The sequence below is a fragment of the Scytonema sp. PCC 10023 genome, from assembly GCF_963920835.1.
Classification (GTDB): Bacteria; Cyanobacteriota; Cyanobacteriia; order Cyanobacteriales; family Nostocaceae; genus Kalymmatonema.
This window is the reverse complement of the sequence record NZ_CAWUDP010000081.1, coordinates 22,949-44,034: the sequence shown is the minus strand read 5'-3', so window position 1 is coordinate 44,034 and position 21,086 is coordinate 22,949. Positions and strand designations below refer to the sequence as shown.

The window sequence follows — 21,086 nt, the reverse complement described above, 5'->3', positions numbered from 1 at the left end:
CTCCCTCATCTCCCTCATCTCCCTCATCTCCCTCATCTCCCTCATCTCCCCATCTCCCTACCATGCCCACAGATCCCTACGCTTGGATAGAAGAATCTCTGGCTACAATTCACCGTGCTAATTGGTATCGCTCAGTACAAACAATCCACGGTCTTCCAGGTGCAACAGTACTTTTGGAAGGACGAGAGGTGATTAATTTTGCCAGTAATGACTATCTGGGATTGGCTGGGGATCAGCGGCTGATTAAGGCGGCTACTGCTGCTGTCCAAGAATTTGGTACGGGTGCAACTGGTTCTAGATTACTCAGCGGACATAGAGAATTACATAGGGAATTGGAAAGAGCGATCGCATCCCTCAAACAAACAGAAGATTCTCTAGTATTCAGTTCCGGCTATCTAGCAAACCTGGGTACAATAACTGCCCTTGTAGGCAAACGTGATTTCATTTTATCTGACCAGTACAATCACTCTAGTCTGAAAAACGGGGCAATCCTGAGTGGTGCAACCATTATTGAATATCCTCACTGTGATGTTGAAGCATTAAGAACCCAACTGAGTCAACAAAGGCAAAACTACCGACGTTGCCTTATCATCACTGATAGCGTCTTCAGCATGGATGGTGATTTGTGTCCTTTATCGGCACTGTTGGATGTCGCTGAAGAATTTAGCTGTATGCTGCTCGTTGATGAAGCTCATGCCACAGGGGTACTGGGAGAAACTGGCGCTGGATGCGTAGAACATTTCGGATGTACGGGAAGGCAATTAATTCAAATTGGCACTTTGAGCAAAGCTTTGGGTAGTCTAGGTGGATATGTGGCGGGAAGTGCAACCTTAATAGACTTTTTGCGAAATCGCGCACCTAGCTGGATTTACACCACGGCGCTTTCTCCTGCGGATACAGCAGCGGCGCTAACAGCAATAAAAATACTACAGCAAGAACCGCAACGCCGCGCCCAATTGTGGCAGAATGTAGCTTACCTCAAACAGGTCATGCAGCAGCAGCCACTATCGCTGATATTACTACCCTCTGAGTCACCGATTATCTGCTTTCAACTGCCAAGCGCAGCAGATGCGCTCAAAGTTGGAAAGCAACTGAAAGCTGCTGGCATTTTTGCCCCGGCTATTCGTCCGCCAACCGTTCCTACCAGTCGGATACGAATTTCTGTCATGGCAACTCATGAACCAGCGCATATCCAGAAACTAGTAGAGATACTTGCGCAAGTTTTTCCGTAGTTGCTTGTGTTCCCACCGAAGTTGTAGAACTGGAGAGGCTCGCCCTGACGGCATATACACAGTTGCGTTCAAAAATATCGCAATCCCCACCCTATTATTTTGCTAAAAATATCCTGATGATGCAGAGATTCACATGAATATTGTGATTAAAATCACTGCTGAGTAAATTTGATTTATGGTAATCATCCTCTGACTATGTAACTTTTTACATTCATGTTGTGACTCAGATCACTGCCTAGTCAACCAGATGATTGATATATATAATCCTACTCATAACTATAATGTAGAGCTTGAGATTCATGTTGTGACTCAGGTCACTGTTTGGTATGTTTTTATCTGGGTGCTAAAACAGCAACAAAGCTAGTAATATACTGTCCAAAAAGTTAGTCAGAAAAGCAAAATAATGATCATTGCACCCAAAACTGTCATGAATCAACCAGAGATTTTTTAGATTTCACAAGTCAGGGCTGATATATAAACGAAGTTTTCAAGCCGTACAATTTTTCAACAGTGTTTCATATACGGATATTGTACGCAAGGTGATAGGGAAAAATGAGTTGTATACACGGTGCAATCTCAGCAACAAGAAACGCTCTGACACTTTACAAGAATTTAAAGCTGCCTTCATAATGACACTTTACGAAAATTTCAAATTGGCTTCATAAATCACATTTCAGGTGAGAGGAAGTTAATCGAGGTTCCATCGGTAAAAACGCTTATAGTTATCAGGAACTCTCATCAAATTATTTAGAAGGATAAAATTTAAAAGCCTTGTTGTTAATAGCTTTAAGGTAAACAACAGAGGAGAGGGAAAATCTCAGCCCGATGGTAGTTCCTTATTTTTACTTACCCACAACACGAATTATTTACACATTCTTTTTAAATATTTATAGGGAATTTTAACTAAATACGGAAATAATATCTAGATAATTGTATCTATAACCAAAGAAATAGATAGGACACTCTTCGATAGAAGGTATCCTTAATAACTTTTAAAGACCAATAACTTCTTATAAAGAAAAAGATGAATATATTTACTCGTTTACTAAGTACATTTGCTGTCTCTCTATCTGCTGTTGCTGTTATGCCTTACTTTGTAATAGCGCAAGAGACTCCAACTACTCCCCAACAAAAAACGACGCAAAAGCTTTGCTCTTCGGATGCCGTGGAAGATTTGTTGCCTCCTTTCGTGAGCCAGAAAAGTGAAGAACCGCTTTCCTACTTAGGGCAGCAAGGTTTTACACAAAACCCAGATGGTGCCTGGGTTTGTTATGCAAGTGATTCTAGGAAACAGGGACGTTATTACACCCTATTGAAAGTCCAACAAATCAATGGAAAGCTTCTAGCCAGTTCTTTCCTGGAGGGCGGCATTCTCGTTGAAGGGCAGGACAACCGCAGCCTAGACTTATTCATGATGCTTATAGAGAAGCATACAAAGACAAATCAAGGGAACCGTGAAAGTATACGCAGATATCTGGAATCCTTCTTTTCCCTAGTGAAGGAAGCAAAGGTACAACCCTCTAATCGTGGTTACCTCTTCGACCAACCAAACAGCGCTGTTGTCATCTACCACTCTGTTACAGGCGAAAAACTTAAAGGGACAGCAATCACAATTAACATCAACTCGCCTCAGAATTTAACTTCCTCTCCAGTCTCATAAGGTGCATCGAAAATTACTTGTTGGAGGTAAATCCCTTGAAGTCAAAAGTTCAAAAAATAGCGGTTACATTATCATCTTTTGCAACAGTAGTCAATGCATCTCAACCTGCTTCTGCTCAACTCAACGTTGGACACTATGGCATCCAACAAGGACTGGAGCAAAACTATCTCCAGTACCAGAGATCAGGGCGAGATTTAAGCCAAATGCGAGGCATTGCTGGATGTAGTGTAGGATTTGGTGCTTCTTGTAACAAGGCTGGAGCAGTGTTCGAGAAAATACTTGAGTCGAAAGGTGGACCAACCTACCAAGAGTTGCTGATGAAAGCCGCTGGTGGGGAAGAAAACTTCCGCAATTTCGCTTCCTTCTACGGAAACAATCCCAATCTTGCTCAGATACCGTACGCCTCATTCTGGGAGGACGGCAACGCTGCTATCGTGGATGGGCATCAGTATCTTCTTGGGCAGACGGTAAGTCAGACTCCACAAGAAGGTTTGGCACAGATCACCAAAAACTTTGACTGGGCACCTCAAGGAGGTGGGAACTCGCTTGATCCTCGTAATGCCTTGCTGGATTTGAAATACTCTTATGGGCGTCTGTTGCTTCGGGAGATTGCAAAAATTCCCGATGCTCAGCAGCAGATTCAAGCTCTGGGTCTAAAGCCGGAGGAAACCAAGTTTTTCTTAGAGAAACTTTCAGCAGCCAAGCTTGCGTTAGAATCTGGAAATGAACAGTCTCTCAAATACACTATTCTCCGAGAACTCTCCTTTCCATATGCGCCAGATGGTGCTGATTTGGGACGTCCAAATCTTGGCGTTCCCCCCTCAGGTGATGGGTTCACTGATAAACTTGAAACGATCGCTGGAGAAGTCGTTTCATGGGAATCTCCAGTATCGTTAGAGCCAGAAGCGATCAGCCTTGATCTTCCTTCCAGCCTTGCACAAGTTGATTTTCCTGGCAACATACCAGAAGATAGCGTGTTGCAACAAGGCTCAGGGAGTTCTTTTCCTACCTGGCTGATTGGCGGTGCCGGTCTTGCTTTGCTCCTACTTCTTCTTTCGTTTGGTGGCGGTGATTCCTCCGGTCGCGGTGGTAGCAGCATCGCAGCTACACCGCCTGTTGGCACTTCCTCTTCCTCTGGTGGCGGTGGGTCTGTTCCTCCATCAGGCAATGGTGGTCCTCCGGGTGAAAACCAAATCATTGAAGTGCCGTCCACTCCTCCCGTAACTGTGCCTGGACAGGAAGTGAAGAAGGTACCGGAGCCAACAACAATAACGCCCCTTGTATTAATGATCATTTTCATTTACATGGTCACTCTCAAGCACTGGCGCACACAAACAAAAGGGTAAGTTTTTCCCTTGTGCAATTTGGTGGCTTATACCAATTAAAAATGCGACAGATACCCCACCCGCCTGACGGCACCCTCCCCGATGCCTTGGGGAGGGTTGAGGAGGGGTCTTGTCGATGTGTCGCATTCTTTTTCCAAAACGGTATTAGCTGAAATATAGAAGCACTCGCATTCTTCTGTTTCTATGAAGAATGCGAGCGTTAGTTTTTGAATCTAGTTAGTATGGTAGATGCCTATCGTAGCCTTATGAGCTGTGACCTCTGCTACACCGAATCAGAGATTACGGTGTAGGCTTCCCAACCTCACGATTGGGTTTTCCTGGTTATTTCCCTTCCGGGTATTGCATCACTTACCTAGTCGTGCAGGATTTCTCCCATACGACCCCGGCAGACCGATTGCCCAGGCGGTTTCCGTTCCGCATAGCCCGTGCGTACTGCTCTCCCTACGAAAACGAATGGAAAATACACCTACGTACTGCGTTCGCGAAGCGTCTCGCAGAGAAGTTTTTACCCAACTACAGAATCGGGCACATCTCACCCGAAGTTTTTGGTTGGAACCCCTTAACTCCGATGGTCAAGGTACAGACCGATTTATGCCGTTTGCGGTGTTCACCACGCAGAAGAAAGCGTGTCCGTTTGAGTCAAGGCAACCGCTGGTTATACGGTATATTTATCCTAACGTTTTTGTTAGGAATTGCCAACAAATATACGTGTTTTTTTGTTAATTTTAGGGGTATTGAACCCCATAAAATTAACGAGGGGGAGTCCATGTATCCCACGCCTCCCTATCGGGTAGGACGTGGGTCTTATAGCTCCCCCAAACCCCCTCGAAAGATAAAACTTGCTACTGACCTGATTTATTGTTCGTGTTTGAATTAGGTTGCGCTGGAGCAACTTTTGCCTCAACTTTCACACTTTTGACACCTTTAATCTCTTGTGCCAAAGTAGAAATTTTATTCAGTTGCTCCTGAGTAGGAACTGTTCCCGCTACAGTGACATCACCTTCTTCAGCGTCAACTGTTAACTGACTAGCTGGTATATTTGCCTCTAACTTGCCGCGAACTTCGCTTTCCAAATCATCATCTTCTCTTTTTGCATCACCGCCGGTGGCATTGTTACGTTGCTCGCGTGCTCTAATGTCAGACTCTATTTGGTCTTTACGAACTTGATCGGTAGCGTCTTCTTGGGTTTTCTGAGCAGTTTCTTGTGTTGGAGCGTTAACGTTTTCATTTGTACTAGAAGGAGCATCTGCACTCGTTCTAGAAGGGGGTTCGCAACCAACCGCACCAACAGCTATAACGCCACTAATGATCAATGGAATAAACTTGTTCATCTTCTCTGTTCCACTTGAATGTTTCAAAAGTTTCATTGACAGAAGCAGTTATTAACAGCAGACAGTTATCTTTTCATTTACAAAATGGATACAAGAACACGCAAATCCTTGTTGAAATTGCCTAACTTCATTCTGTTACGAGAACTGACTGATAACTGACTGATAACTGACTGATAACTGAACACTGTTAATTGTGTGTGAGGTTGAGGAGCGAATCTTTCAAAGTCCAGACTCAACAGTCAATAGTCTAGAAAAAGCGGTTTTTTGATCAGCGACTCATGACTGATGACTTACTAAATAGTTGCATCACGACGGTCAACAATAGTTACCTGAGGTTCATTGTTCACAATGCGATCAGAAGATGGATTGTTCAGAACGGGAGCAGACTCATCTGTACGAGTGCCTGCAACACCAGGTGCATTGTAAATGCCAAACTCCTGAATACCCTGGTTTGTCAGAACAGTTTCAGCACGACGAATTTCATCATCTGTACCGTCTACTATCACCAAATAATCACCACGAGAGACCCGATCATTGTATACTCTGGCTCGTTCTTCAGGAATTCCCAAACCAATTAGCGCACCCAATAATCCGCCAGTTGCTGCACCAATTCCAGCACCTGCAACAGTTGTAGCCAGAGTTGTAGCTATTTCGCCTGCGAGTAATATAGGACCCACACCAGGAATTGCCAAGGTACCTAAACCTACGAGCAAGCCAGTAATGCCCCCTAATGTTGCACCAGTCACTGCTCCGGTTGCGGCTCCTTCATCAGCTTTGTTGCCAACACGCTTTTGCGTTTCGACACCAGCAATATCACCTTCACGATCCGCATCTCTAGCAATGATAGAAATCTTATTCATCGGGAAGCCAGCATCTCTGAGTTCGGTGAGTGCATACTCAGCTTCACGACGGCTAGAAAATACGCCAACGGCACGCTTGTGTTCGCCCAAAGCCATTTTACTCCTCCATTTCATAGCGAAAAGTAAGCACAAATTTATGTAGTTTCTACTTTGTTTTGCGCTCACATTACTGTTTTGCCTTGTTTTGCTCTAACTTACATCGTCCGCAAGTGTAAGCTAAGTATCTATCAACAGATTGGTTATGAGCCTAGACTAATCAATATAGCGGTTTGCAACCCTTGTATAGCGCTGGCTCGTCTTTGCGCCTACTCTGCCTTGAAGCCGCTGCATTGTCTATGCTCGAGACAAAAAAAGTCTATTTACCTAAAAATAGCTGTAAAATTGCATAATGATTCAATGCTTGTTTTAACAAAAAAAAGTGCAATATCTACAAAGGATGACTCTTCATGACTACTTACAGGGGAAATTGCGCTCCAATTGTTCGGTTCTACGACTTTCACTAACAAACAAATCCTTATAACCTCGTAAATAAGTAGTGAATGTCTGCCCAAAATGCTGTCAGTCGCTCTTTATTGAAGGGGTGAAAAGTTGTGTATAAATGGATCTTGCCAAGTCTGAGCGAAGTTTTAGCAAATAAATCAACAGTGGCTGAATGCTCATCTGCCAAAGCACAGCAGCAGTGGCGCGTAAGCATAGCGGCGACAGAGCAGTTGTTATTAAATACCTTGGCAACAGCGTTACCTGAAGATACCCAAGGATTAGTTTTAGCTGCGCCAGCACCTGTCTTCAGCGAACCAACACTAGCTCAAAGCTTGCAAACAGTCACTTTTACGGCAAAGCCATTTAACCCCTTGGCACTCATGCCATTTCAAATGCCTCATGATGTGACTGTGGCAGATGCATTTGCTCCTGGTGAGTCGGTTTTACCTCTGTTAGGAACAGATCCATTGGCTAGGGAGCAGTTTTGTTTGGTTTTCACCAAGCAGTTTAGATTAGTGCTGGTTTTAGCACAAGATACCAATGGTGATAAAAGTTTTTCATTTTCTTTTGAGCCAGAGGTTGTTGAGTTAGCATGGCGATCGCTCGGAGCAAGAGTCAGATTAAGCCATCCGCAGTTGTTTGCCGATTTAGAGGCATTAGTACAAAAGTATTCTCCAGAAACTCCAGATTATCGCATAGTCATGGAGTTCACTCGGTTGTTGCTAACGCAATTTCCAGAACCAGAAGAAGACACCGGAACACGGGGACACAACGAATCTTCATTGCCCGCCAACTCTACTTTGTGCGAACCCAAAGCTTCTTATTCCCCAACTCTAGAGAAAAGCCCAAAGTCCTCCATTCCGCAACGCGCACTTCGTTCTATAGGAACTTCTGCACCAGACGCTTCTGCTTCACCCTACAAAGTGGCAACCTCTAGCCCTCCATCTCCCCATATCTCTTCACCTCGTCCTGATGTAGAACTGCTGCAAGCTTTTGCTCATGAAGTTCGCACTCCTCTGACTACCATCCGCACCATCACTCGTCTACTGCTCAAACAGCGTGAGCTGCCTGCCAACGTTATCAAGCGTTTGCAAATGATCGACCGTGAATGCACTGAGCAAATTGACCGGATGGAGTTGCTCTTTAGAGCAGCAGAACTGGAAACATCTGCCACGGTAAAATGCACACACGCTCAACTCACGGCAATGTCTCTCGAGCAAGTGTTGCAGCAAAGCATCCCCCGCTGGCAAGAAGCAGCAAATCGGCGGAACTTGACTTTGGATGTGGTTTTACCTCAGCAGTTACCCACTGTCATCAGTAATCCTACCATGTTGGATCGGGTTCTCACTGGTTTGATGGAGAATTTCACCCGCAGCTTACCCGGTGGTAGCCATATTCAAGTACAAGTCATTCCTGCTGGGGATCAACTGAAATTACAGTTATTGCCGTTACCTCAAGCTGGAGATAATGGGAAAGCATCAGCATCGACCTGCACACCGCCAATTCGCAAAGCTCTTGGTCAATTGCTGATGTTCCAACCAGAAACGGGTACGATAAGTTTGAATCTCGCTGCAACTAAGCATTTGTTTCAGGCGATCGGCGGTAAACTGATTGTGCGCGAGCGTCCCCGTCACGGAGAAGTACTAACGATTTTCCTTCCTTTGGAAGTCAGCAGTCAGCAAAAGTGGGAAGTGAAGAATTAATCGTTGATCATCGGCATCTGATTTATGGAAAGTCAAGCTCTTTTCCTCAACCTTAGCCGATGCGAGTAATTAACTGATTAACACGGGGTCTGCCGAAGCGTTCCCAGGCGTTACCACCACGCAGAAATAGTTCCATCCAACGAACTGATTTTGACCCATCAGGCATTGACCAACCAGAACTCCCTGGAGAAAAAGCTAAAGTTCCTTCTGGCACTTTAAAACTACCATCGGAGTAGACTGCATCACTGACCACATCACCTACGCGGATGACCACCTTCTCTTCAGGTTTGAGGTTGAGAGAATGTGATGGAATGGTGGTTTTGATGTTACCGTAGCCATCAATCCAAGCAACGCGATCGCTCGGGGGATCAGGTATATTGCTTGGGTTCAAAACTTCTCCTAAAAGGCTAAAGTCGCCTTGAGCGATTGCCCAAGGGGCAGTGCCGGAGGCAATCGCCGCTGCTGCATTGGGAAACACATCACGAGAACGGAACTGCGACCCACCTCTAGAAACCTTGACTATTTGCAGTTTTTGTGCATATTCTTTGATAAAAGAGAGACTGTAACCAGCATTGACGCCTACGACTGTGACACCATTGGCTAGCAAGGCATAAGTGAGTCCTTCGCCTTCATTATTTAGTCTAGGTTGTTTATCATCTTGACGAGGTGCGCAGTTGTGATAAATTAAACGCTCTTGGGGACCGGGATTAAGACCAAGTTGGGCAATCCAAAAGCCTGTCGCCAGAGTACTGAAGGCAGGAACTGAGAGAGTATGAATCTGTGCTTCCGGTAGTCCTATGAGTAAACGTTGCGTCACCTCAGCAAAAGCTGGGTCACCATTACCATAATCTGCAATCAAGGTGATGAACATAAAGTTTGTCTCAAAAGGATGATTGTGGTCGATTTTCCGGGGCGATTGGCTCAGCCACTGCCCCGAATCGCGATTGCGCAAAGCGCAGCGCCCTAAAGGGCGATCGCTAGCTGCGCAGTCAAAGTAGAACCTTCATATAGTTTACTTTTTACAGACAGAGAACCACCGCAGCGCCATAGTAATAATTGCACAATTGATAAGCCCAAACCAACACCACCAGGGTCTTCAGTTGCGACTGGACGTACGCGATAAAAGCGATTAAGGATTTTGGGAATTTCGCTATCGGCAATACCAATACCAGTATCGCGAAATTCCAATTGGACATAATCACCCTGAACACGTGCTCGTACCCAAACCTGTCCACCTTTGGGGGTGAACTTAATGCTGTTGGAAAGCAGATTAATCACAATCTGCCTCAGTCCACCGCTCACACACCAAACAGGTGGAAGGTCAGTAGGTACAGTGTAGGCTAACATGATACCTTTTTCTCGGGTTAAGGGCTGGTAGATACTAACAACTCCAGGCACAATGTCCGACAGACGCACAGGTTCCAAAGGTATCCGCTCCAAATTCCGCTCTAACTGTACCAGATCCAACACACCAGTAATCAGGGCATTTTGGCGATCGCATTCTTGTTTGAGCATCTGGAAATAACGTTGTCGCTGAGGGGGTTTGAGATTAGGGGAATTTAAAAGGCTCAGGGCTGTCTTCATATGTGTTAAAGGCGCGCGCAGTTCCTGACACACATTGCTCAAGTATTCATCTTGAAGTTGCAGAGTTTCCTGCAATTTTTGATTTTGCTGCTGCATGTGCGCAAGACGCTTTGTCGTTCTTTGACGATGAATTTCATCCTGTTGCTGGAGTTGTTTTGCCAACAGTTGACTTATGAGTGTTGGCTCGCTTGCGGGGGGACAAATAAAATCGTTCGGTATAAACACGGATGATTCTGGTGTTATCGCCTGTTTGATAACATCTAACACTCGCTGAATGACTTTTCCATCAAAGGTACTTATAGCAAGTAACGGCGGGTTTTTTTTTCTGTTCGTTGCCGAATTATTTCTGCGTTTTCTAAATGGTCTATGAGCCAGAATGAGAAAGCAAAACTGCGGCGACAACACCATGAGAAAGTATTCCCTACGCAACAGGCTATTTGGTAAGCTCTGTATTCGTATATCAGAAGACGCACACAGGAGGCTGCCCCGTGGGGAAGTTGCCATTGAGGAGCTGTTTGCCTCTGGTTCCAATTGAGGAGGCAGCGCGTTGCCTCTGTTTGCCGGAGTGTCTATCTCGTCCGACTGGCGTGCGTCTGCCATTGGCAGACGCACAGACGCGGAGAGTTTTTCACTCCTACTGTGCGCATCTTTGTCGCTCTTCGACAGCCTGCTCAAATCAGGGAACCCACCCACGCAGGTGTTCTCTTCTACTCCCTCTATTCCTGTGCTACTTTCCTCAATATGCAAAGTACGAATGACGTCAGATATTCTCAGTTGTTGGTGATAGCGTTCAATTTCTGAGTGCCAAATTTTTCCTGGTGGTAGCTTTACCCACAAAGTGGCTGCAATCTGTTGCTCAATAAGTAAATCAATTTGTGATCTGACAAGTGACAGTAGACTAGCAGGACTATGGGGCAATGGTTGGGGAGGCGCTTGCATTCCCAAAGCCAGCTGATAAACGGACACATCCTGAGCAAAAGAAAAATTCATGGGCAAAGCACAACAAGGAAAAGGACAAACCAAACGATACTGCCTTCGCTTTTCATCTTATAAGAAAGCCACAGAAAATCCTAGCTTATGAAGATAGTTGAGCAGCGGATATAGTCTATGTATAAAGACAGAAGAATGAATAAAAAAATATTTTTATCTTTTATTTTCTTTCTTTCAAACTACTATTTCTTCCCCTCGGTGGGTGAAGCGAACTTTTTTAATATTCCATTCAACCTGACTTAATAAAGTTTTGCGAAGGCTGCCAAATAAAGCAAACTGCTCACAACTGGAAAGAGAAGTGAATTGACGCTCGGAATCAGGGGATATTTGTAAATCAATTGTTGCGACTTGATTTTTGACAGTGACACTATACCCAGACAAGCTAAAATCAGCACTATCAAATTGCTTTATAATGTTACCCACCGCACTTATCACAGGTTCTTGCTTTGGTACTAAGACTTGTTGTGGAATCAATTCTTGACATTGAGTATCACTTGTAAATAGGCTGACGTTAACAGTTTTTTTAGTAACAGCGGCAGAACTCAAGGAAGCCTTATTTTGGGTTGGGGTTTCTTCGGTTGAAGATAATTTGCTATCAGTTGCTGCTTGTGCAGCAAGTTGGCTGTTAGTTGTTGTATTGGCTGTTGGCATTGTGCTTTCAAGATGATGAGAGATGGGATGAAAACTACAGCTGCTGAGGCTGGCAACTATACCCACAACCATAAACGGAACAACATATTTTTTGCTGGACTGCATAACTTTGTTCATAATTCTATTGTCCCTGAATTTTGCTATTGACTACACTTTTGCTGCCATCAAATCCGCATAAATTCTGGGCTTATGAACATTCGTAATCTTTTCAAATAGCGTTCTCTTCGTCAATTAGTAATATTACTGAAATCTTGCCATTTTTCCCATTTTTAGTTTTTTGTTCAATTTGTGAAATAAGTAGGAATACACAGAACCAAGAAGAGCGAAGGTAATAACGCCTGAAACTCGCGCCCTCTTACTAACGACTAATGACTAATGACTAATGACTAATGACTAATGACTAATGACTGAACGAGTTAACTTTATTTGTGCCGCTCTACTTAGTCTTTTTATTCATTGTCTTCTTCATATTGCGGTGTCTTGACTCCTGTGGTTTCAGTCATCCATTCATAAATGCCCTCACCTGTTGTCAACCATGTATTAGGTTGACTTTTAATATGTAACAAACATTGTTTTAAATACTTAAACCGCAGTGGTTGACCCACAATAAAAGGATGCAAGCTAATAGTCATAACCCGCCCTTGAGATTCTCCATCTAACCAAAGTTGGTCAAATTGATCTTCTATCGCTTGGGCAAATTCTGCACCAGAAAATCGGTTATTCAAGCATAAGGTAATATCATTGGTTTCGAGAGTATAGGGAATTGCCAACAAGCGTCCGTTGGGTAAATAATACCAATAGGGTTGGTCATCGTTTACCCAGTCAGCAGTATAAACAATTCCCGCAGAATACAACAATTCAAACGTTGATTCTGTAATTGAAAACCCCGGTGTTAACCAACCTTTTGGAGTTTTTCCAGTGGCTTCTTCTAGTAAACTCAGCGTTTTATCAATGATTTCTATTTCTGCTTCCCTATCCATGCCACTATGACCTTTGGAATTGTTAAGACCATGTGCCATCACTTCCCAATGATGTTGCTGCATGGCTGCGATAATTTCCGGATAAAGTGTGCATATTTCGCCGTTCACTGCTGCCGTCACGGGAATTTCTAATTCAGCAAATAAGTCAAATAAGCGCCAAATCCCAACTCGATTGCCATAGTCGCGCCAACCATAATTGGCAATTTCTGGATAACTATTTAAATCAGGTTGAATTGCTGTCCCCTGTTTGCCAAAAGCGAAGTGTTCAACATTCATCACCACCGAAACAGCAACTCTGGCATTATTCGGTAATTTCAGAACCGGACGTTGTGTTATTGATTGAAAAAATGGAGGTTGCATAATTAAAAATTCACGCAGGTAAAATTCAAAATCTATAACTTATGTTGATTATTTCAGCAATGGTCAAAACTCAATAGTCTATATTAACTATGATTCTTAGCTGATTGAACAAAAAGAGAGTAAGTATAGACATATTAGGTAATTTTGCGTATAGTACACAACCAAATTTTAGCAAATAGTATATGACGCTACATATTAATTATTAGGACGCAAGGGTTGTCCTAGTGAGGCGGGTGCCCCAGTTGGATCGTCTTGGCATCGCGCCAGATAAGCTGTCGCCCTTTTAAGTTGCATTGTTACCGACGGGCTGTCTAGCCCATAGCACAAGAACTTTGTTACTTGTCGCTTTGCAACTTGTAGGCGCAACAGCTTACTAGTACAAGGATAGTTGCTATGTAGGGTTGCCTTGACCAGAATACTGGGAATTTTTCCATCTCTATCCCAGAACTGCATAAGTTGATGCGTGCTTACATTTATTAAAAATACAGAAGGAAAGCGCGTAAGAGTGCTTAACTTCTGTCCCGTAAATCAACTAAGGCTTTACGCATACAATCAAATTTCTGCCAATGCGTAAGTCCTAGATATTTCATTAAAACCATCAAGAGGATTTTCATCATGTCAAATCTAGAAAATATTGAACTTCAAGCTGTCAAGCCTTTGCCCCAATTACAAACAGGAGACTCTGGCGATGCTGTTATTTTGGTGCAAAAGCTACTGAGATATTTGGGCTTTGCTCTGAGTGTGGACGGTTCTTTTGGAGAGACAACTAAAAGGAGAGTTACAGAGTTTCAACGTAACAATAGTCTGACACCGGATGGAGCCGTTGGAAGTAATACCTGGCGTGAATTGATTCGCGATTTCAATCCACCACAGTAAGCAAATAGTATATTCACCTAAAACTTTTGTGCTTTTCTAAAAAGTTACTTCGTTCGCATTTAATGCGTTCTTTATGCCACATACATGCCCCTCTTTTATGAGGGGCTTTTTTTCCTACGATTAGTTAGTTATTGACAGTAGGTAATCATTATGTTTACTGTCAAAAAATTAAGTCTCATGACTCTGGCAACTTGCAGTACAGTTTTATCTATGGGTTCTGTTGATACTGCTTTAGCTTATAGAGTTGCAGTCAGCACATATCAATGGAGTTGCTGGTGATAGCAATTGCCAGCTTTTTGACTGTATACTATCAGGCTTAAGTTTAATGAGCATGGGATGCTTGCTGTGCAATGAAAGCTAATTTTTCGATGCAGCGTCCAATTTTATTGTTTGATTGTTAACTAGCTTGAAAAGTCATTTTTTTTCAAAGAGTATCTTTTAGGATTATCACTATAGTGATGTTATGTCAACTTCTATTTCAAAATTTTTTTTTATCTAGCTGAATAAATATACCCCGACAAATTGTTCAAGCAGCCTTTCAACATTGCCAATATATCTAACAAAGGAATCCGGAAAGTTTTGCCCTGGTTTTGTTTTTAATACAAAATCCACATTTTTGATTTGCTCAGTGTTTCTACGGGGTATTTTATATGGAATTAGCCTTGTTGATGTTACTGATAGCTCTGGTTATTCATTACCCACGTAAGTCTGGACCAGCCCAAATTAAACGGGGTGATGATCTCACCCCAAGAATCGACGTGACTTTCAATGACGATTATCAACAGGAGATGATGTTGGATACGGGAGCCTCTCTCACCACTATCACCCAGGAGATGGCAAAAACTTTGAAAGTTAAGCCCGTGGGTGAAGGTGTTTTCATACTCGCCGATGGCAAAAAAGTGAAAATGCCGATTGGCGAAGTGAAATCGATAGAAGTTGGTGGAGCTAAGGCTGAGAATGTAGAAGTCGCGATTGGAGGAGGTGATACTCCTCTTTTGGGACAGAGCTTTTTTGCTGATCGCGAAGTCTTAATCAAACGCGATGTTGTGGAATTTCGCTGACGACGCTCCCAATCCAATTTCCAATTTTATCACGATTAGTATCTTGCATTAACTTGAGGGGAGAAACTAGCCCTTTGTAGATTGCAGCAATGCGATTGCGCTCTCTTGCCTACCCCTTGGGCAATCGCTTAGGGCGGTTCATTTTTCAAGACTTTACCTTGGGAATGACCATTTTTTGAATTCAAAATTCGCGAAATTCTTAGTATGCCTACGGCACGCACTTTACAAAATTTAAGAAAAATTTTGAATTGACAGTTGGGATACAAGCCCCTGGATGCGCGCCATGGGGTATTATTTTTGAATTTTGAATTTTGAATTTTGAATTGTTTTGACTCCCTCAATTCCCTGAACATACCAATCCATCGCCAGTTGTTCCTTATCGCCCAACACCTGATCCTTCGGGACTCGTACCACACCATTTTGGTCTTTCACCGCCCCATCAAAAGGATGTGCAGCACCGCTCATAAATTCCTCGCGTTTCCTTATGACCAATTGTTGAACATCTTCAGGAACCACAGGATTCAAGGGCGAAATATCCACCATTCCTTGAGCAATTCCATACCAAACTTCCTCAGACTTCCAAGTTCCGTTGATCACAGCCAAGGCTTTATCTATATAAAATTTCCCCCATTTATTGATAGCTGATGTTAGGTGAGCTTTTGCACCAAACCTACTCATATCAGTGTTGTAGCCAAAAGCATAAATACCCTTTTCCTCTGCTAGTTGAATAGGAGCGATCGAGTCGGTATGCTGCGTTAGGACATCCGCACCTAAATTAACTAAAGCTTGGGCAGCTTCTCTTTCTTTAGCTGGATCATGCCAATTTTGCACCCAAACCACCCTCACTTTTGCTTTGGGATTTGTCTGTTGCAGTCCTTGCGTAAACGCACCTATTCCGCGAATGACTTCAGGAATTGGGTATGAACCAATAAAACCAATCACATTCGATTTTGTCATCTTGCCAGCAATCATACCAGTTAGGTATCGCGGTTCTTCAAAGCGTCCCAGATAGGTACCGACATTCCTGACGCGTTTGTATCCAGTACAATGTTCAAAAACAACATTGGGAAAGTCTTTTGCTACTTTAATTGTGGGGTTCATATAGCTAAAAGAAGTCGTAAAAATTAACTTATTACCTTCTAATGCCAATTGACGAATCACCCTCTCAGCGTCCGCACCTTCGCTGACATTTTCTACAAAAGTCGTTTTCACTTTCTGCTGAAGATTTGCCTCCATTTCTCTGCGACCTAAATCGTGGGCATAAGTCCACCCAAAATCACCCACAGGTCCAACATAGACAAATCCTACCTTGAGAAGTTCATTCGCCGCCATCGGCGAAGTTAGGACAGGAGCTTCACCTTGTGATTTCGACTTTCCGCCACCTGTACAACCAATAAAGGTAAAGCTAGTTCCTGCTAAAGTGGCATATTTTAAAAACTTGCGACGCTCCATATTTATCGATTTAATCGACTCGCTCAAATAAACTTTTCGTGTTGGTAGCAGAGATTGGGTATCAGTTATTCGCTTGATTTTAGCTTTTTGCTCTTTCTGCCCATTTACTTAAAAAAGAAAAAATAATGGTTTAGATTATACAAAATTATAAACGTATGAATTAGAATTAAGATTTTATACATAATAATTATCATACCACAGATAAACACCGATTAAATGTTATTTGTGTTTATCTGTGTTTATCCGTAGTTATTTTTTAATACTTCTGCCAAGCTTGCCAAAACATATAAACTGCTAGAATTGCTAGCAGAGTCCGAAACGCGAAAATCACAGCTTGATCTGGCAATTTAGGCAAAAAGCGAGTACTAATTTGCGCTCCTACAAGTCCCCCAGTTCCCAAAATTACTCCTTCTATAAATAAGATATTGCCGCTGACAGCATGCCCTATAGTGGCAGAAATTGCTGTAATAACAATCACGCCTAAACTCGTCTGAATCGCCAATTTAATTGGTTCCCCTAGTAGCAAAATTTGCAGTGGAACCATAATGACACCACCACCTACACCAAATAAACCTGCTAATATACCAGCTGCTCCTCCTGTAAAGATTTTGGCAAGCGTGGGGTTAAACCTTTGCTCTTGAGTTTGTACTTCCCCTTTTGTCAGGCGCTTACGCAATTCCACCAAATAAATATTCAATAACAGCAATAATCCAAAGGCACTCAGCAAAATATAAGAAGGTACAAGATTTGCCAAATAAACACCAATTTGTGCAGTGATTAAAGCAGGCAATCCTAACAAAATCACCCGCTTAAAATCAATGTAACCCATGCGCCAATTCTGCACAGTACCAGAAATAGATGTAATCAAAATTGCTAGACTACTGGTAGCGACTGCCTGCACTGGTGTATATCCCAAAGTAACTAGTATAGGGACTAAAACTGTACCGCCGCCTATTCCTAAAAATCCAGCAAGAATGCCAGAAAATAGTCCACTAATAACAAGAAGCAACCTGTGTGTAGAAACCATATTGATTAGGAGTTTTGGACTAATATTCAAGTGACGTTGAAATGCTTTCTTCTTCAAATAGAAAAGAGACTGGCTTGAGGCAAATTTACCCAACCATTCAACCACTATTTGTTTAATCTCACAATCTTTCAACCTACTATGAATTACACTATCTCACACATTAGGTCAGATTTCTATAGCGTAATTGTTTAAGTAATATTGGCTTAGATGAATAGCTTCAGTGCAAACTTTTGATACCGCAAAGTCACTGAGCAAGTATACGTTATGTAGGCATCTAACACCAGCTTGTAATTCTAAGTTATACATATTGCCACACGGCAAGCAGGAAGAATATAACTTTGGGTTACTTCTGGAGTAGCAACATTAAGGATACCAGAAAAAGGTTTTATGGCAATTGTAATACCGCTACAGTCTGGGAACAACTTTTCTTTGTTAACGCTATTTTGGCAACTGTCAAATAATCTTGTCTTAAGAAACCTAAGTCGTACTTTGTTGTAAACTCAATAATAAAGTTATCATTTTTTTACACTAGCATCTTTAGAAGCTATTACTCAATACGCCTGCAATAAATATGATTATACTGAAAATAGCTCATGAATATTATTTCAATAAAATTTATTAATAACGCGAGTATTTAGCTACAATAACACCATAAGGAAATTTATTACAATTATATTGCTATATAGATTACTTATATGAAATTAAACTATTTTCGATAGAAATATTAGGATTAATAATAAGCATTATGTCCTCTCACCATTGACATATATTTTATTAACGTATTATTATCATTTGCAATAAGTAGGTCGGCACATTAAAGTTAACTGGTGAAGACCGTGCTTTGTCATAGGTCATGGTCATTGGTAAGAGTTTCAGGTGCATTTACATAAAGTACATAGTTCTGTTTATTCCCGCCGACTTACTTAAATAAATCAGGAGAGACATCAAGCCTCACCTACAAAATAATAGCAGCAAAGAGTTTTTCTAACCTACTAATATGCACATTGAGTACAAGAACTAGTGGAAGTTGAGCTTTTTTTTAGAACTCCACTTTTATTAGCATGACTGTAAAAATTACCAAAGTCAGGCTAGAAAATAACACTTTCAAGCAATAGTTGATGTGTTTGCAGATGTCAAATACCTTTTGGACAAATTGGACAAAGAAGTCTAACGACTGCTCAACCAAATTCAATCAATGGAGTGGCAGTAACTATGGTTAACACGACTGATTACTCAACATTTAACAATATGGATGCAACTTTTGGTAGTCGCTTACGAAATGAGTTGATGGTTAGAGACATCATTCCTTTCATTGGCGTTTATGATGTTTTTTCGGCATCAATAGCGGCGAGGTATTACGATGGAATTTTTATTAGTGGTTTCGGTTTTGCAGCTAGTTACTACGGCTTACCCGATATTGGATTTATTTCTTGGTCTGATATAGTTGCGTTTGTCCAAAGAGTCAAAACCCTGCTTCCCCAGCATTACATTATTGTCGATATTGATGATGGATATGTTGATACTGAAGTTGCTTGTCATGTAGTTCATTTATTAGAAAATATTGGAGCAGCAGGGGTAATTCTTGAAGACCAAAAACGACCAAGAAGATGCGGTCACGTTGATGGCAAACTGCTGATGGACTTGGATGATTACCTTGAGAAATTGAAAAAAGTTTTGGCAACTCGTCAAGATATATTTGTAGTGGCTCGGACAGATGCAAGTGATATTGACGAAATTGTTAGAAGAACTAAGGCATTTGCTGAGGTGGGCGCTGATGCCATATTGGCTGATGGAATCAAGGATTTAGAGGTCATTAAAACTCTAAAAAGTAAATTGGACAAGCCTCTTTTATTTAATCAAATTGCCGGAGGGAAATCTCCTGCATATGGCTTACAAGACCTTAGGGAAGTTGGTGTGTCTATTGTTAACTACAGTACCCCTTGTCTATTTGCTGCTCAAGCCGCGCTTGAAGAAGAAATGCAACGGCTAAAAGATAGTGACGGATGGTTGCAGAAGAAAAATGTGGGTGTTCCGGAGTGTACAGCTCTTTTACATGAGAATCTTGCCAATAGGAATGCGCTGAAACTAAAGCTTAATCACTAACGCCTGAAAATATTAGCCTTAATATAGCAATTCTATTTGTCTTGCAAACATTCGTTAAGGCTATCAAGAGTTCAGAGTCAAAACTTCATCAGTTCTTGATTCTGAATTTGTGATCATGTTGAACTAAGAATTTGATGTTGCGTTACTCTGCTTCTTGTGAAAACGAAAATTCTCTAGGTAGAATTGATTTTGGTAGCATTCCGTGAACGCCTTTTTGTGGACTGTTGACAACTTGAGTGATGCGAAAGTTGACGGCTAAACTACATAATACATAAGCATCTTCCGGCGACAAATTGATGAAGCGCTCTAAAAAATTAATCATGTTTTTTAAAGCTAACTCTAAGGCTTCATCTAATGTTTGACCGAATCCCATTGTGATGATGTCTGTAGGAGTTTCAGCAATTGGCATTGTCAAAGGTAAATTCTTGCGAAGTTTAAGATGAATCTTGCCGTTCATAGAAGTTTCAATTGCCGTGACATTGACTTCACCATCTCCCTGTGCTGAATGTCCATCACCGATAGAAAATAGGGCACCAGGAACGAAAATCGGCAAAAAAATCTTAGAACCAGCCTGTAGTTCCTGGTTATCGATATTACCACCATAGTGACCAGGAGGGATTGAGTTTCGCAATGCTTCCGTAGTTGCAACACCTAGGATACCAAAAAAAGGTTTGAGGGGAATTTTAATACCGCTCCCTTTGGGAAATTCAGCGATGTTATCCTCTAAATTGAGGGGAATAAATCTCAAGGCGGGTTGATGAAACTGATGTGGTAACGCTCCCCAACCTGTACGAATCGCATTGAAGCCAACGGGTAAACTGGGTGAGATTGCTTCTAGTTTTACTTCCAAAACATCTCCAGGTTCCGCTTCCCGGACGTAAATTGGTCCGGTGAGTAGATGTGGTCCTGTTGCAACTTTGCGTTCTGGGGGAAGATTTTGGCAAATATCCAGAAAGGCAGATGTGAGAAACTCCGGTGGTGCTTTGTCGTAAAGGTAGTAGCCAGTGTATGTTTCTACGTCAACTGTGTCGCCAGAGTCAACAGTGAGTGCTGGTTCTAAAAGATGAGAGAACCCACCCAGATGCACGGTTTCTTTGGTGGCTTTGAGAATGTGGTGAGTCATGGCGGCTGAAGGTGCTTTGTCAGAATTATTGCCTAGAATAGCGGGTTTTATGCCCGAACTTACATAAAGTTGCATTGTTGCATTCAGTTTTGTATCAGCCGCAGAATATCTCTAAGTGGGGGTGCATTTACCGAATTTGACGAGATACTATGAGTGGGGTTGCCCAAGCGAGGGATGAATGCTGTCATTCTTCGGTTTGCTGCGTGCCTATCAGAGCGACAAGCTACGCTAACAGCATGACAAAATCGCGTTTCATACTTAAAATCA

At 42.3% G+C, this 21,086-nt stretch carries 19 protein-coding genes; 9 read left to right on the top strand and 10 right to left on the bottom strand.

Features of this window, described 5'->3' with window-relative positions; translation table 11 throughout:
* Positions 1-62: 62 nt before the first annotated feature.
* From bioF to ACM0OZ_RS35525, 4 genes are all read left to right on the top strand, one after another.
* The gene (gene bioF, locus ACM0OZ_RS35540; RefSeq protein WP_414587542.1) at positions 63-1,232 is read left to right on the top strand and encodes an 8-amino-7-oxononanoate synthase; all 1,170 of its coding nucleotides are present in this window, start codon (positions 63-65) and stop codon (positions 1,230-1,232) included.
* Between the two features lie 1,024 nt (positions 1,233-2,256).
* Positions 2,257-2,892: a hypothetical protein gene (locus tag ACM0OZ_RS35535; RefSeq protein ID WP_414587537.1), complete on the top strand. Its 636-nt coding sequence runs from the start codon at positions 2,257-2,259 to the stop codon at positions 2,890-2,892.
* 35 nt (positions 2,893-2,927) lie between these two features.
* A complete protein-coding gene (locus ACM0OZ_RS35530; RefSeq protein ID WP_414587536.1) occupies positions 2,928-4,238 on the top strand; it encodes a hypothetical protein in 1,311 nt (436 codons plus the stop codon).
* A gap of 252 nt (positions 4,239-4,490) precedes the next feature.
* Positions 4,491-4,961, top strand: coding sequence for a hypothetical protein (locus ACM0OZ_RS35525; protein WP_414587535.1), 471 nt, complete (start codon positions 4,491-4,493; stop codon positions 4,959-4,961).
* 119 nt (positions 4,962-5,080) lie between these two features.
* Here ACM0OZ_RS35525 and ACM0OZ_RS35520 read toward each other — a convergent pair whose 3' ends face one another.
* The gene (locus tag ACM0OZ_RS35520) at positions 5,081-5,569 is read right to left on the bottom strand and encodes a BON domain-containing protein (protein ID WP_414587534.1); all 489 of its coding nucleotides are present in this window, start codon (positions 5,567-5,569) and stop codon (positions 5,081-5,083) included.
* Positions 5,570-5,862: 293 nt separating this feature from the next.
* The gene (locus ACM0OZ_RS35515) at positions 5,863-6,525 is read right to left on the bottom strand and encodes a general stress protein (RefSeq protein ID WP_414587533.1); all 663 of its coding nucleotides are present in this window, start codon (positions 6,523-6,525) and stop codon (positions 5,863-5,865) included.
* Between the two features lie 494 nt (positions 6,526-7,019).
* On the opposite strand from ACM0OZ_RS35515, the gene ACM0OZ_RS35510 reads away from it, so the two are divergent.
* Positions 7,020-8,612, top strand: a complete 1,593-nt coding sequence (locus ACM0OZ_RS35510) for a sensor histidine kinase (protein WP_414587532.1) — start codon at positions 7,020-7,022, stop codon at positions 8,610-8,612.
* Between the two features lie 52 nt (positions 8,613-8,664).
* On the opposite strand, the gene ACM0OZ_RS35505 is transcribed toward ACM0OZ_RS35510, so the two are convergent.
* The 5 genes from ACM0OZ_RS35505 to ACM0OZ_RS35485 all read right to left on the bottom strand — a co-directional run bounded on the left by ACM0OZ_RS35505 (position 8,665) and on the right by ACM0OZ_RS35485 (position 13,630).
* Complete coding sequence (locus ACM0OZ_RS35505) at positions 8,665-9,483, bottom strand: S-adenosyl-l-methionine hydroxide adenosyltransferase family protein (protein WP_414587541.1); 819 nt, start codon at positions 9,481-9,483, stop codon at positions 8,665-8,667.
* A 92-nt stretch (positions 9,484-9,575) separates the two neighbouring features.
* Positions 9,576-11,186, bottom strand: a complete 1,611-nt coding sequence (locus tag ACM0OZ_RS35500) for a DICT sensory domain-containing protein (protein ID WP_414587531.1) — start codon at positions 11,184-11,186, stop codon at positions 9,576-9,578.
* 174 nt (positions 11,187-11,360) lie between these two features.
* The gene (locus tag ACM0OZ_RS35495) at positions 11,361-11,954 is read right to left on the bottom strand and encodes a sporulation/spore germination protein (protein ID WP_414587530.1); all 594 of its coding nucleotides are present in this window, start codon (positions 11,952-11,954) and stop codon (positions 11,361-11,363) included.
* 332 nt (positions 11,955-12,286) lie between these two features.
* Complete coding sequence (locus ACM0OZ_RS35490) at positions 12,287-13,177, bottom strand: polysaccharide deacetylase family protein (RefSeq protein WP_414587529.1); 891 nt, start codon at positions 13,175-13,177, stop codon at positions 12,287-12,289.
* Positions 13,178-13,372: 195 nt separating this feature from the next.
* Positions 13,373-13,630 (bottom strand): hypothetical protein, encoded by a 258-nt coding sequence (locus ACM0OZ_RS35485; RefSeq protein WP_414587528.1) that lies wholly within the window; start codon positions 13,628-13,630, stop codon positions 13,373-13,375.
* 162 nt (positions 13,631-13,792) lie between these two features.
* Here ACM0OZ_RS35485 and ACM0OZ_RS35480 point away from each other — a divergent pair, with 162 nt between their 5' ends.
* From ACM0OZ_RS35480 to ACM0OZ_RS35470, 3 genes are all read left to right on the top strand, one after another.
* Positions 13,793-14,053, top strand: a complete 261-nt coding sequence (locus tag ACM0OZ_RS35480; RefSeq protein ID WP_414587527.1) for a peptidoglycan-binding domain-containing protein — start codon at positions 13,793-13,795, stop codon at positions 14,051-14,053.
* Positions 14,054-14,203: 150 nt separating this feature from the next.
* A complete protein-coding gene (locus tag ACM0OZ_RS35475) occupies positions 14,204-14,332 on the top strand; it encodes a hypothetical protein (RefSeq protein ID WP_414587526.1) in 129 nt (42 codons plus the stop codon).
* Positions 14,333-14,703: 371 nt separating this feature from the next.
* Positions 14,704-15,114, top strand: coding sequence for a TIGR02281 family clan AA aspartic protease (locus tag ACM0OZ_RS35470; protein ID WP_414587525.1), 411 nt, complete (start codon positions 14,704-14,706; stop codon positions 15,112-15,114).
* Positions 15,115-15,405: 291 nt separating this feature from the next.
* Here the strand turns inward: ACM0OZ_RS35470 and ACM0OZ_RS35465 are convergent, their stop codons facing one another.
* Together ACM0OZ_RS35465 and ACM0OZ_RS35460 are read right to left on the bottom strand one after the other, a co-directional pair.
* The gene (locus ACM0OZ_RS35465; RefSeq protein ID WP_414587524.1) at positions 15,406-16,566 is read right to left on the bottom strand and encodes a BMP family ABC transporter substrate-binding protein; all 1,161 of its coding nucleotides are present in this window, start codon (positions 16,564-16,566) and stop codon (positions 15,406-15,408) included.
* 256 nt (positions 16,567-16,822) lie between these two features.
* The gene (locus ACM0OZ_RS35460; RefSeq protein WP_414587523.1) at positions 16,823-17,593 is read right to left on the bottom strand and encodes a sulfite exporter TauE/SafE family protein; all 771 of its coding nucleotides are present in this window, start codon (positions 17,591-17,593) and stop codon (positions 16,823-16,825) included.
* A gap of 1,248 nt (positions 17,594-18,841) precedes the next feature.
* Here ACM0OZ_RS35460 and ACM0OZ_RS35455 point away from each other — a divergent pair.
* Complete coding sequence (locus tag ACM0OZ_RS35455; protein ID WP_414587522.1) at positions 18,842-19,696, top strand: isocitrate lyase/PEP mutase family protein; 855 nt, start codon at positions 18,842-18,844, stop codon at positions 19,694-19,696.
* Between the two features lie 142 nt (positions 19,697-19,838).
* On the opposite strand, the gene ACM0OZ_RS35450 is transcribed toward ACM0OZ_RS35455, so the two are convergent.
* On the bottom strand, positions 19,839-20,819 hold the full coding sequence (locus tag ACM0OZ_RS35450) for an acetamidase/formamidase family protein (RefSeq protein ID WP_414587540.1): 981 nt from the start codon (positions 20,817-20,819) through the stop codon (positions 19,839-19,841).
* Positions 20,820-21,086: the final 267 nt, after the last annotated feature.

Bases quoted from the DNA above. Each gene is read 5' to 3' on its own strand.
- bioF (WP_414587542.1), top strand. From the start codon at position 63: ATGCCCACAGATCCCTACGCTTGGATAGAAGAATCTCTGGCTACAATT.
- ACM0OZ_RS35535 (WP_414587537.1), top strand. From the start codon at position 2,257: ATGAATATATTTACTCGTTTACTAAGTACATTTGCTGTCTCTCTATCT.
- ACM0OZ_RS35520 (WP_414587534.1), bottom strand. From the start codon at position 5,569: ATGAACAAGTTTATTCCATTGATCATTAGTGGCGTTATAGCTGTTGGT.
- ACM0OZ_RS35515 (WP_414587533.1), bottom strand. From the start codon at position 6,525: ATGGCTTTGGGCGAACACAAGCGTGCCGTTGGCGTATTTTCTAGCCGT.
- ACM0OZ_RS35505 (WP_414587541.1), bottom strand. From the start codon at position 9,483: ATGTTCATCACCTTGATTGCAGATTATGGTAATGGTGACCCAGCTTTT.
- ACM0OZ_RS35500 (WP_414587531.1), bottom strand. From the start codon at position 11,186: ATGAATTTTTCTTTTGCTCAGGATGTGTCCGTTTATCAGCTGGCTTTG.
- ACM0OZ_RS35495 (WP_414587530.1), bottom strand. From the start codon at position 11,954: ATGAACAAAGTTATGCAGTCCAGCAAAAAATATGTTGTTCCGTTTATG.
- ACM0OZ_RS35490 (WP_414587529.1), bottom strand. From the start codon at position 13,177: ATGCAACCTCCATTTTTTCAATCAATAACACAACGTCCGGTTCTGAAA.
- ACM0OZ_RS35485 (WP_414587528.1), bottom strand. From the start codon at position 13,630: ATGCAGTTCTGGGATAGAGATGGAAAAATTCCCAGTATTCTGGTCAAG.
- ACM0OZ_RS35480 (WP_414587527.1), top strand. From the start codon at position 13,793: ATGTCAAATCTAGAAAATATTGAACTTCAAGCTGTCAAGCCTTTGCCC.
- ACM0OZ_RS35475 (WP_414587526.1), top strand. From the start codon at position 14,204: ATGTTTACTGTCAAAAAATTAAGTCTCATGACTCTGGCAACTTGCAGT.
- ACM0OZ_RS35470 (WP_414587525.1), top strand. From the start codon at position 14,704: ATGGAATTAGCCTTGTTGATGTTACTGATAGCTCTGGTTATTCATTAC.
- ACM0OZ_RS35465 (WP_414587524.1), bottom strand. From the start codon at position 16,566: ATGGAGCGTCGCAAGTTTTTAAAATATGCCACTTTAGCAGGAACTAGC.
- ACM0OZ_RS35460 (WP_414587523.1), bottom strand. From the start codon at position 17,593: ATGGTTTCTACACACAGGTTGCTTCTTGTTATTAGTGGACTATTTTCT.
- ACM0OZ_RS35455 (WP_414587522.1), top strand. From the start codon at position 18,842: ATGGATGCAACTTTTGGTAGTCGCTTACGAAATGAGTTGATGGTTAGA.
- ACM0OZ_RS35450 (WP_414587540.1), bottom strand. From the start codon at position 20,819: ATGACTCACCACATTCTCAAAGCCACCAAAGAAACCGTGCATCTGGGT.